Source organism: Nocardia sp. NBC_00508, assembly GCF_036346875.1.
In the GTDB taxonomy this organism is placed as follows: domain Bacteria; phylum Actinomycetota; class Actinomycetes; order Mycobacteriales; family Mycobacteriaceae; genus Nocardia.
Genome location: NZ_CP107852.1, coordinates 5,204,058 through 5,215,317 on the forward strand (window position 1 = coordinate 5,204,058; position 11,260 = coordinate 5,215,317).

Consider the following 11,260-nt stretch of genomic DNA (forward strand, 5'->3'; position numbering starts at 1 on the left):
GGCTGGGACCATGTTCGAGAAGATCCTGATCGCCAATCGCGGCGAGATCGCGCTGCGCGTCGCGCGCACGTGCCGTGAACTCGGCATCCGCACCGTCGCGGTGCACTCGGTCGCCGACGCCGACTCGGCGGTGGTGCATTTCGCCGACGAGGCGGTGCAGATCGGTCCGCCCGCGGCCAAACGCAGTTACCTGAATGCCGCGGCCGTGCTGGCGGCCGCCGAGCTCACCGGAGCGGATGCGATCCATCCCGGTTACGGATTCCTTTCCGAGTCATCGGATTTCGCCGACGCCTGCCGCGCGGCGGGCGTCACCCTGATCGGCCCGCCCGCCGACGTGATGGCCCAACTCGGTGACAAGCAGTCCGCGCGGACGCTGATGGCGAAGGCGGGCCTGCCGCTGCTGCCGGGCAGCCTCGACCCGCTGGAACTCGACGAGGCGCACGCGCTGGCGGACTCGATCGGATTCCCGGTGATCATCAAGGCCGCGGCGGGCGGCGGCGGGCGGGGCATGCAGGTGGTGCACGACAGCGCCGCCTTCCCACAGGCCTATCAGGAGACCAGGGCGACCGCGCGGATGTTGTTCGGCGACAGCCGGGTGTACTTGGAGAAGTACCTCGCCGCGGCCAGGCATGTCGAGATCCAGGTGCTGTGCGACGGTCACGGCAACGGAGTGCACCTCGGCGAGCGGGACTGCTCGGTGCAGCGTAGGCATCAGAAATTGATCGAGGAATCCCCCGCGCCGCTGCTTCCGGAGGGGCTGGCCGGGCGGATGGGCAAATCTGCGGTAGACGGTGTGCTCGAGGTGGGCTATGTCGGCGCCGGAACCGTGGAATTTCTGGTCGACCTGCACGGCAATTACTATTTTATGGAGGTGAACTGCCGAATTCAGGTCGAACATCCGGTCACCGAAATGGTGACGGGCATCGATCTGATCGCCGAACAGATCCGTATCGCGGCCGGGCAACCGCTCGGCATCAATCAGGAAGATATCGTGCTTCGCGGCGCGGCAATTGAATGCCGAATAAATGCCGAAGATCCGTCCTATGAATTCGCACCCGCGCCCGGAGTGCTGGCCGAATTCACTCCACCAGGGGGTCCTTTCGTCCGTGTCGATACACACGCGCACGCCGGTTATTCGATACCGCCGCATTACGATTCGCTGCTTGCCAAACTCGTGGTCTGGGCGCCGGACCGCGACCGGGCGCTCGCGCGGATGCGGCGGGCGCTGGAGGAGTTCCGGATCTCCGGCGCCCGCGTGGCGACGACGAGGGACTTTCTGCGTGAGGTGCTCGACCACCCGGCTATGCGCGCCGCGACGCACACCACCGCGCTGGTGGACGAGCTGCTCGGGCGGACGTGAGATGGGGCGGCCTTCGCCCGGGCCGGGCCCGGGCTGTCGGCCGCGTCCCTCAGGCGGTTTCGGCAGAAGTGGTGCGGAACTCGGGGGAGTGCCATCCGATCAGATAGCGGGCGTGACGGCTGTTCAGCATCGCGCTCACCGAGACATCGGAGGCGGCCAGGATGTCCCGGTGCAGCTTCTGCAGCTTCTGGCACGGGTCGAGGCCGAGCTCACGCTGCATCGAGCGGCTGAACTGCTGGTAGGAGGCCAAGGCGCGGGCACGCTGGCCCGAGCGGCACAGGGCGAACATGTAGTAGGCCTGCAGCCGCTCGTGCAGCGGGTGCTGGATGGTCAGCCGCGCCAGGTCGGGGCACACCTCGCGGTGCCTGCCCAGGCGCAGCTCCGCTTCCACCCGCAGCTCCATGTTGGCCAGCCGCAGGTGGTCCAGGTGCGAGATCTCCGCCGCGAGCGGGATTCCGCCCTCCACGTCGACCAGCGCGGGACCGCTCCACAGCGCCTCCGCCGCGCTGAACAGATCCACCGCGCGCTGGTCGTCGCCGGCCTTGGCGGCGCACCGGGCGGCCACGGACATGGACTGATAGTCACGCAAATCGAAAACGCAGTCCTTCACATTGAACGAATAGCCCTTGCTGCGGGTGCGGAGAAAACGTTCGGCCACCTCTGCCTGTCCCACACCGAGCCGTTCGGCCATCTTCTTCCGAATGCCGAGCACATAGGTCTGCACGACCGTGACCGCGCTGCGCGGCGGATCGGCATTCCATAATTCTTCGATCAGTGTGGTCACCGGGACGACGGTGTCATGCCTGACCAGGAGCAAAGCCAGCAACTGTCGCTGCTTCTGCGCGGTCGGCGTTGCATTGTGATTGTTGAGAGCGAGCGTCAATGGACCTAACACGCGCGCGTACACTGGATTATTCACCGGGAGCTCTCCTACGGGCGACATTCCCCCCGACCGACGTGAGATTCTCAATCCCCACCGCGCTGTAGGTATTGTCCAGACTATCGAGAAATCCGTATCGAATCGATGAAAACTGGGTAATATCAGGGTAAACGCGCCGCAGTCGGCCGTTGAATTCCCCTCTGTTGCAAGGAGATTCGCGTGTTGTTTGCGGAACCGTCAGCGGCGGCGAATTCGTAGGATGTTGTCTTTCCTGGTGCCCGGCTGTCCCTCCGGTCCGGCGTGTTCGCGCTCGACGACCTCGTCGACCTCCACCTGCCACTCGGCGGGGTCCAACGCCAGCCCGGTATGCACCTCGGCGGTGGTCGGGAACCAAACGTCGAACGGCGGCTCCACCACCCAGTTCGGCCATTCCGCATGCCCGACGATCAGCAGCAGCCCACCCGGCGCGACCGCCTCGGCCGCCCGGCGCAGGATCCTCGTCCGCTCACCGTCCTGAGCGGGCGGTGAGTGCAGAAACTGTGCCGTGACGAGATCGAAAAGCCCGGATGGAAAACTCTCGGCGAGGTCGTGCCGCTGCCAATCGATCTTCTCCGACACCCCCCGCCGCTGTGCCTCGGCCCGCGCGCGGGCAAGCGCGGTCTCCGAGACGTCGGCGGCGGTGACCTGCCAGCCATGTTCGGCCAGCCAGATCGCGTCGGCGCCCTCGGCGCAGCCCAGATCCAGCGCCGAACCCGGTGCTACCGTGGCGATCTCGCGCACGAGCAGAACGTTGGGCCGTCCCGACCAGACCTGCTCGCGCTCGGAGTAGAAGGCCTCCCAGTACTCCACCGTCGTCGGCGTCGCCCCGTCCGCGTGCTGATGTGTGCTCATGAGCCCTACGATCCACCGCTTGTAAAGAATCGGCAAATATCGTTGCCGCTTCGGCAACGCCTTCCCGGCAGTCGGGGCGACATGCGGCCGAGCGGTGTGCTCCGGGTCGTCGGGTCGTCCTGCTGTGCACGGGCGGGTCAATACTCGTCGAGCGGGTCGCGCGAGAGCATCCCTTCGGCGGCGCGGAGGCGACTGGTCATGGCGGTCAGCAAATCGATGGAATCATCGGAAAGGCCGATGGCCGTGTGGATCAGCCTGCGCAGCCGCTGGCCGGCGAACCGGTCGGCAACTGCGCCATCGTGCTCCGTCGGGCTGTCGTGCTCGGTCGGTGTGGCACCGAGCTTTCGGTCGAGATTCACGCCAGGGTACTCACAATCGGTCATCGGGCTCCAGGAACCATGGTGGATGCGCTGGACCGCACCCCGGAACGACGAGGAGGTACGGGCGGGATCGTTCCGGGGCGCAGCGTACCTCGCACCCACTGCGTCACGGGACCAGGTCGGAGGGGTTGCACGTGGTGTCCCTGCCGCAGTCGGATCGGCTCGCCCGTGCTGTAGCCGTGCCCGCTCCGGGGTAGGGACGATACTCATTGTTCCACTGCCCCTGTGCTTTTCGACGCACCACCCCTCCGACGCCGTGCGTCGGCGTGCTCCGTCCCTGACCGATGGTGGACGGTGCACCCCAACTCCCAGTGCCCATTCCTGGGAAATCCGCTGCGTCGGAGGCCGCACTGCCCGGCATGCCGCCGGTGCTGGTGCTCGGTCGAGGGCGAGGTCGAGCAAGGCGACGCGGAACCGGAGCCGCCGCGCCCCCGATGTCGAGCACCGCCGCGAGTACCGCCGGAAATCGGGCGCCGACCGCACCCCGCACATGACACGATGGGTGGCGGCCGATGCAAATACCGACTGGTGAGGGGGCCGACATGGGGAATCTCGACGGCAGGGTGGCGGTGATCACCGGCGGCGCCCGTGGGCAGGGCCGCGCACACGCGCTGGCACTCGCCGGCGCGGGCGCAGACATCGTGGTGTGCGATATCGCCGCATCGCTACCCGGTCTTCCCTACCCGCTGAGCACCCCCGACGATCTGGCCGAGACCGCCGAGCTGGTCGAGCGGACCGGCCGCCGCTGCATCACCGTGCGGGCCGACGTGCGCAGCCTCGAGCAGATGTGCTCGGTGGCCGAGCGCGCGATCGAGGAGTTCGACCGCATCGACATCCTGATCGCCAACGCGGGCATCGCGTCCAACTCGCCCATCGCCGAGATGGACGAGCAGATGTGGCAGGACATGATCGACACCAACCTGACCGGCGTCTTCCACAGCTTCCGTGCGGTGGTCCCGCACATGATCGAGCGCCGCTGGGGCCGCGTCGTCGCCACCTCGTCCATCGTGGCCAAGATGGGCGTGCGCAACGCCGGGCACTACGCGGCGACCAAGTGGGGCGTACTCGGCTTGGTGAAATCGCTGTCGCTGGAGGTGGCGGAGTACGGCATCACGGTGAACGCGCTGCTGCCCTCCGGCGTGGACACCGCCATGATCCAGAATCCCGCCACCTGGCGCCTCATGGTGCCGGACAAGGAGGACCCCACCAAGGAGGACTGGATGGCCATCATCGAATCCGGCCCGCCGAACGCCGATCTGATCCAGCCCACCGAGGTGGCCGAGGCCGTGCTGCTGCTGGTTTCCGAGCACGGCCGCCACTTCAACGGTGAAGCGGTGACGATTTCGTGCGGGGGTAGCGCGAGTACGTCCTGACCTTTCGCCGCACGCCTGTGTCCGGTCGAAATGGGCAGGCGGCGAGCGGGGTTCATCCGAGGGTGTCCTGTACGGCCCCGTCGCGCAGTGCTTCACACGGTCTGTGCAGTGCCAGCGTCCAGCCAGGAGTCAGCGCATGTCTCGTCACACCGAACGGACTGACCCGCTTCGGTTTTCAGTGTGCCGACCGTGCCGCGACGTGACGATGCTGATGGTGATCGGCGAGGTCGACCTCGCCACCGCGCCCCGGCTTCGCGCCGAGCTGACGCGCGGGTCCCTGTGCCACACAACGACCCTCGTGCTCGAACTGTCGCCGGTCACGTTTCTCGCGGCGAGGCAGTTGTGGAGGGGCCGCCAGCGGATATCCGTCTTTAGCTCACGGCCGGGGTTCTGCGAAGGTCGAAACAGCCGCAGAACCGACGCGGTCAGGCCCTGGGAGGCCGTCCTCGGCGGGATTCGGTTGAAGCTCGCACAGGGCTGTGCGAAGTCCGAAGCGGCCGCTGAACCGGCGCGGTCGGAGGGAGCCCGACTGACGTCCGCGCCGGGCGGGGCGTCGGCAACACGGGCCGACTACGTCCTGTCAGTGGCGTTGTGCCTCGAGCTTCTCGCGGGCGGCGTGTGCGGCTCGTGCGCCACGCTCTCGTGCCAGATGGGCCGTGTGCGCCCCGCGTTCCCGCGCTTCGCCCGCGATCTCGGGTCCGCGGTGCTTGGCGACCTCGGCCAGCTCGGCGCCACGTTCCTTGGCGATTTCGGCCCACTCCGCGCTGCGCTGCTTGGCCAGATCCGCGAAGTGACCCCCGCGCTCTTTGGCGATTTCGGCCCAGTCGGCGCCGTGCTCCTTCGCGATTTCGGCCCAGTCCGCGCCGTGTTCCCTCGCGATTTCGGCCCAGTCGGCGCCCTGTTCCCTCGCGATTTCGGCCCAGTCGGTGCCGCGTTCTCTGGCGATTTCGGCCCACTCGGCGCCGTGCACCTTCGCGGCCCCGGCCAGATCGCTGCCGCGTTCCTTCGCCACCTCCGCCCAGTCCGGCCCGTGCCGTTGTGCCGTCTCGGCCAGCTCCGCGCCTTTGCTCGCGGCGACGGCCCCGAGCGCCCGTGCTCGCTCCGCCGCCTCATGCGCCTGCCTGCGCAGTGCGGCTCCGGTAACGCCGTTCGTGGTCGCCCCGAACGGTAGCGCCGCCGATACCGTGGCGGCTGCGTCACGTGCGGCCCGGCGTCCGCGCCAGCCCAGGGACGGCTTGCCCTCGGTGTCGGCGGCGGCGATCATCAGGCCGCCGAGCAGCCCGAGGTCCTTCAGGAACGCGGTGCGCTTCGCTGACTTCCGCGCGGGGTCCTGCTCGTTCCAGAAATCTTGCTCGGTGATGGTCGCGGGCACGACGGTCGCGGCGAGCACCAGGGCGGCCAGGCGCGGCGCCTTCCCGAGCGCCAGCAACACGCCGCCGCCCACCTGGGCGAACGCGTTGATCTGCACCACGGTCGCCGGATCAGAGGGCAACTTTCCGGCAATCTCGTCGGGAAGCTGCCGCTGTCCCCGCTCTACCAGTTCGGTCGCGGCCTTGACCCGCTCGTCCGGGCGCCGCAGCGTATCGACTCCATCGATGACGAACGCAGTGGCCAGTAGCGGCCGGGCGAGTCGGCGCAACAACATGACAAAACCCCTTCTCTCGATGCCGTTACCGACCGGATTCCCGCAAGTCGCGTGGCCAAACACGCCCGGAGGCCACTCTGTGAACGCCGCCTCACCTGGCTAACGGCAAATCCATGGCGGCCGATTACCGAGAAGGATGCCGTGGTTCCACCCGGGCCCGTTCTCCTAACCCCACCCTGCTCTGCCGGAAGGTATCCGCTGTGCGAACAGATACCTCTACAACGACTTTCGAAGCCATCGTCGCCGCGCTACCCGCCGCGCCGGTGTGCACGTTCCGCTTCGACGGTGTGCCGTGCCGTCATCGCGCGGAATGGTTGATCCGTAAACGATCCTGCTGTCACCGAGTTGTGCCCGACCGCTTTCCGCTCTGAGCGCGGCTCAGCCGTTCGTTTGTGCGCGGACGGCTGCCGTGCCGGTCGCCGCGAGGAAGCCGCTGATGATCTCGGTGACCCGATCCGGGTCCTCCACCATGGGAAGGTGACCGCAGTCGGGTAGCTCCACCGCGGTATGCGGCCGCAGCGCACGATCGAGTCGCTTGCCCGCCTCGGCGGAGAGGATGCGATTGCGCCGACCCCAGATCGTGCAGATCGGCGGGAAGCCCGGGGGCGGATCGAACGTGTCCAACGCGCGGTAGGCCGGGAAATCCTGGACCAGGCCGTGCAGGGCGGTCAGCCTGCCCCGATCGGACCAGTGCGCCCGCACTCGCGGCTCGTATTGTTGTTTCCGCCCGCGGCCACGCGGGCCCAGCTGATTCGCGACGATCAGCGAGACCACCCAGCCGGGCAGGCTGAGCCGGCCGGCCACCGGTGCCAGCGGCAGCCGCGCGTCGGCCCAGGCCAGTCCCGCCGACTGCCCCGAACTCACGGTGTCCCAGGTGAGCGGATTGATCAGGACGAGGGCGCGCACCCCGGCCGGATGCTGCATGGTGTAGCGCAGCGAGGTGGCGCTGCCGAGGCAATTGCCGATCAACACCACGTCGGTGAGCCGGTGAGCGCTGAGGAACGCCGCGAGCATGTCCACATAGTCGGTGAGCCGGTAGCCCGCCGCGGGCTGCTCGGATCGCCCGTATCCGGGAAGATCGAGCGCGAAGACCTCGTGCTCGTGCCGCAGCGCCGCGACCTGGTCGTCCCAGATGCGGCGTTGCGCACCTGCATTGTGCAGGAACACGACCGGAGACCCGCTACCCCCGCGATCGAAGACCACGGCCCTGCCTCGATGCTCGAACACGTCCACACTGACTCCCTGCGAGCTGCCCGGCGAACGAATCGCCGGGATATCTCGCGATTTTACGTGGCCGAGTCCGACCGAGCAGGTGCTTCGGGGCTACCGGCCGATGGTCGTCGCGCGCAGGAAGCGGCCGGTCCGGCGCGTGCCGAGCACGGGATCCGGTGTGCCGTCGGCGAATACCCGCACGCCGCCGACGAACACCGCGGTGACCGTCTCGTCGTTGCGGTTCACCATGCGCGACAGGTTGTCGAACGGGACGATCGGCGATTCGGCATAGGCGTCCAGCGAATCGTCCAGGCGGTCCGGATCCAGCACGACGACATCGGCCCGGTCACCCACCCGCAGGTGCCCGGCCTCCAGGCCGTACCAGTCGGCGAGTTCACCGGTGAGCCGGTGCACCGCCCGCTCCACCGACAGAAACGGCCGACCAGCGTCGGCCGCATCGCGCACTCGGCGCAGGAAGCGGAGCCCGAAGTTGTAGAAGGCCATGTTGCGCAGATGCGCCCCCGCGTCGGAGAATCCCACCTGCACACCGGGATCGGCGGCGAGCCGATCGAGCACGTCCGGTCGATGGTTGGAAATCGTTGTGCGCCAACGAACCTTGCTGCCGTGCTGGACCACGAGGTCGAGGAACGCGTCCACCGGATGCACGCCACCGCGGTCCAGGCCGACCTGGCCGAAGGTCTTGCCGACCACCGCCGCGTCGGGGCATTCGACGATGTGCGCGTCGAAGAAATCGCGGTGCCACACCCGGGGGCGGAATTTCTTGTCGTAGTCCGCGCGGAAGCGGCGGCGGTACTGTTCGTCGCGCAGCAGTTCCCGTCGGTTGTCCACCTGATCGGCCAGGTGCAGTGCCTCGGCGCCGGAACCGAACTCCTCGAACACCACCAGGTCGATGCCATCGGCATAGACCTCGAACGGCACCGGAAGGTGCTGCCAGCGGAAGTTGCCGCCCAGCGCGCCGATCACCCGCGCGATCAGCGGAAATACGTGCACCACCGCGGGAATCGCCTTGATGTCGGCGGCCGCGAGCAGGCTGACCTTCAGCGGGCGGCGGAACAGGCCGAGGCTGCTCGCGGCCATGGTGACCATGCTCTGCGGCCGTGCCGCGTCGGGCCCACCCTGCAGCACCCGTCCGCACCGGCGCAGAATCGCGTTGAGCCGGTGTCGCTCCCGGGTGGTCGCGTAGGTGGACGGCAGGGTGCGCGATCGGCACACCTCTCCGTCGAGTTTGTCGAACATCAGCTGCTGGGAGGACATGCCGACGAACCCGGCCTCCAGCGCCTCGGTGAGCTTCGCCGCCATCCCGGCCAGTTCGCCGGCAGTGAGCCGGACGTCCTTGCGGGTGGCACGCTCCAAGCCGAGCTGCGCGGCGCGGATATCCGAATGCCCGATGAACGCGGCGATGTTCGGGCCGAGTGGCAGCTGTTCCAGCGCGGCCACGTACTCGTGCGCCGAACGCCAGGTCTTGTGCGCACCGACCGCGGCGAGCACGTGCTTGCGCGGAATCGCCTCGACGCGCCCGAACAGATCACCCGCGTCGGCGGCGCCGACGTGGATGGTCGACAGCGAACATGAGCCCAGCAGCACCGTGGTGACGCCGTGCCGAACCGATTCGGTCAGCGCCGGATGTTGCAGCACCTCGACGTCGTAGTGGGTGTGGATATCGATCATGCCGGGGATCACCCACTTTCCGGTGGCGTCGACGATGGTCGGACAGTCCGGATCGTCGAGTGGGTCGGCCGAGACGGTCGCGATCCGGCCGTCGTGGATCCCGAGGTGCCGGATAGCCGAGGGCGCGCCCGTGCTGTCGAACCAGCGTCCGTTCGCGATGATGGTGTCGTACATGGGTGTTCACACCTCCAGGCCGGTACGTACGACCTTGCCGGTCGCGTTGCGCGGGAGTGCGGTGGTGGTGAGCCGCCAGCGTGCGGGCACCTTGTAGTAGGCGAGCCGTTCGGCGGTGAACGCGCGCAGCTCGTCTTCGGTTGTCGCCGTCGCGCTCTCGACCACGACCAGGGCGGCGACCTGCTGCCCGAGGTCGGCATCCGGCACGCCGACGACGGCGCATTCGCGCACCGCGGGGTGCTCCTCGAGGCACTGCTCGATCTCGGTGGGATAGACGTTCTCCCCGCCACGCAGGATGAGATCCGAGCGGCGTCCGGACAAGCGCAGTCTGCCGTCCTCCAGGACGCCGATGTCGCCGGTGCGCAGCCACCGGTCCGCGGTGATCGCCGCGGCCGTCGCCGCCTCGTCCTGCCAGTAACCGAGCATCACGTATGGGCTGCGCAGGTAGATCTCGCCTTCGGTGCCGTCGGGCACGAGGTTCCCGGAGTTGTCCCGGATCTCCAGCGTGACGCCGAGAACCGGGCGGCCCACGGTGTCCGGGAACGCGGCGAGCTCTGCCGAGCCGGCCAGCGTCGCCGCGGTGCTGCATTCGGTGAGCCCGTAGCTGGTCACCAGGGCGTTGCGCGCGACAGGCAGCTGATCGCGCAGTCCCTGTTGCAGCGCGGCCGAGGACGGCGCCGAGTTCAGCGAGAACGCCGCCAGCGAGGACAGGTCGTAGGCGGACAGGTCGAGCTCGAGCATCCTGGTGGCCATGGTCGGCATGGCGCCCCAGTTGGTGATTCGTTCGGCCTCGATCAGTCGCAGCACCCGGTCGGCGTCGAACGACCCTTGATGGATGACGGCGGCATCCCCGGTGACCAGCCGGGGCACTATCAAGTTGTGCAGGCTGGCGATGTGGAACAGCGGCGAGGTGAGTAAGTAGCGCCGTCCGGTGGGCAGCTCCGTGGCTCCGGTGAACGCGGCGGCGAGCGCGTCGTTGAAGACGTGATAGTCGATGACCGCCACCAGGTTTCGATGCGAGTGCACCGCGCCCTTCGGCCGTCCGCTGGTGCCGCTGGTGTAGAGGATCACCGCGGGGTCGTCCTCGTCGATTTCGATGTGTGGCAGTGTGTCGGTCCGGAAGTCGGCAAGGAGCGCGGGGACATCGTGCTCCATGGTGAGCACCGGGACCCGGAGGTCCAGTTCCGCCACCAGTGCCGCGCGCTTCGCGTCGACGACGAGCACGGTGGGGCTGGTGTGCTGCACGCCGTAGGCGACCTCGCGGGGCGCCCACCACGCGTTGTAGCCCACCGCGATGGCGCCGAGCGCTTGCGCGGCCCAGAACGTGACCACCCATTCGGGCGTGTTCGCCGCGAGAATGCCGACGCGGTCGCCCTTGCCGACGCCGAATCGGTCACGCAGAGCCGTGGCCAGCGCCGCGACGGCGGCGGCGTGCTCGGTGAAGGACATTGTGCGGTCGGCGGTGACCAGGTAGTCCCGGTCGCCGTAGGCGACCGAGGCGGCGAGCACTTCGCGCAGCGAGGATCGGCGGTGGCGCACGACCGGCATGGGTGCGCCGAGCACGTCCTGCACCACCATCTCGAACCGGCCGCCGGGTCCGATGAGCTGGGCTGCCGCCTGCGCCGCGATTGCCTGCGGGTCGAATGGCTTTGTCAT

General features: G+C 68.2%; 9 protein-coding genes. 2 read left to right on the forward strand and 7 right to left on the reverse strand.

Features of this window, described 5'->3' with window-relative positions; translation table 11 throughout:
• The first annotated feature begins 10 nt into the window (after window positions 1-10).
• Window positions 11-1,360 (forward strand): acetyl-CoA carboxylase biotin carboxylase subunit, encoded by a 1,350-nt coding sequence (locus OHA40_RS23180; RefSeq protein ID WP_330228984.1) that lies wholly within the window; start codon window positions 11-13, stop codon window positions 1,358-1,360.
• A gap of 49 nt (window positions 1,361-1,409) precedes the next feature.
• On the opposite strand, the gene OHA40_RS23185 is transcribed toward OHA40_RS23180, so the two are convergent.
• The 3 genes from OHA40_RS23185 to OHA40_RS23195 all read right to left on the reverse strand — a co-directional run bounded on the left by OHA40_RS23185 (window position 1,410) and on the right by OHA40_RS23195 (window position 3,490).
• Window positions 1,410-2,144, reverse strand: coding sequence for an AfsR/SARP family transcriptional regulator (locus tag OHA40_RS23185; RefSeq protein ID WP_442943795.1), 735 nt, complete (start codon window positions 2,142-2,144; stop codon window positions 1,410-1,412).
• 333 nt (window positions 2,145-2,477) lie between these two features.
• Entirely contained in the window at window positions 2,478-3,131 is a 654-nt protein-coding gene (locus OHA40_RS23190; RefSeq protein ID WP_330228986.1) for a class I SAM-dependent methyltransferase, read from the reverse strand.
• 137 nt (window positions 3,132-3,268) lie between these two features.
• Complete coding sequence (locus OHA40_RS23195; protein ID WP_330228987.1) at window positions 3,269-3,490, reverse strand: hypothetical protein; 222 nt, start codon at window positions 3,488-3,490, stop codon at window positions 3,269-3,271.
• 563 nt (window positions 3,491-4,053) lie between these two features.
• On the opposite strand from OHA40_RS23195, the gene OHA40_RS23200 reads away from it, so the two are divergent.
• Window positions 4,054-4,884 (forward strand): mycofactocin-coupled SDR family oxidoreductase, encoded by an 831-nt coding sequence (locus tag OHA40_RS23200; protein WP_330228988.1) that lies wholly within the window; start codon window positions 4,054-4,056, stop codon window positions 4,882-4,884.
• A gap of 580 nt (window positions 4,885-5,464) precedes the next feature.
• Here the strand turns inward: OHA40_RS23200 and OHA40_RS23205 are convergent.
• The 4 genes from OHA40_RS23205 to OHA40_RS23220 all read right to left on the reverse strand — a co-directional run bounded on the left by OHA40_RS23205 (window position 5,465) and on the right by OHA40_RS23220 (window position 11,260).
• Window positions 5,465-6,529 (reverse strand): DoxX family protein, encoded by a 1,065-nt coding sequence (locus tag OHA40_RS23205; RefSeq protein ID WP_330228989.1) that lies wholly within the window; start codon window positions 6,527-6,529, stop codon window positions 5,465-5,467.
• Window positions 6,530-6,907: 378 nt separating this feature from the next.
• A complete protein-coding gene (locus tag OHA40_RS23210; RefSeq protein ID WP_330228990.1) occupies window positions 6,908-7,762 on the reverse strand; it encodes an alpha/beta fold hydrolase in 855 nt (284 codons plus the stop codon).
• Between the two features lie 90 nt (window positions 7,763-7,852).
• Entirely contained in the window at window positions 7,853-9,604 is a 1,752-nt protein-coding gene (locus OHA40_RS23215) for an N-acyl-D-amino-acid deacylase family protein (protein ID WP_330228991.1), read from the reverse strand.
• Between the two features lie 6 nt (window positions 9,605-9,610).
• Complete coding sequence (locus OHA40_RS23220; protein WP_330228992.1) at window positions 9,611-11,260, reverse strand: class I adenylate-forming enzyme family protein; 1,650 nt, start codon at window positions 11,258-11,260, stop codon at window positions 9,611-9,613.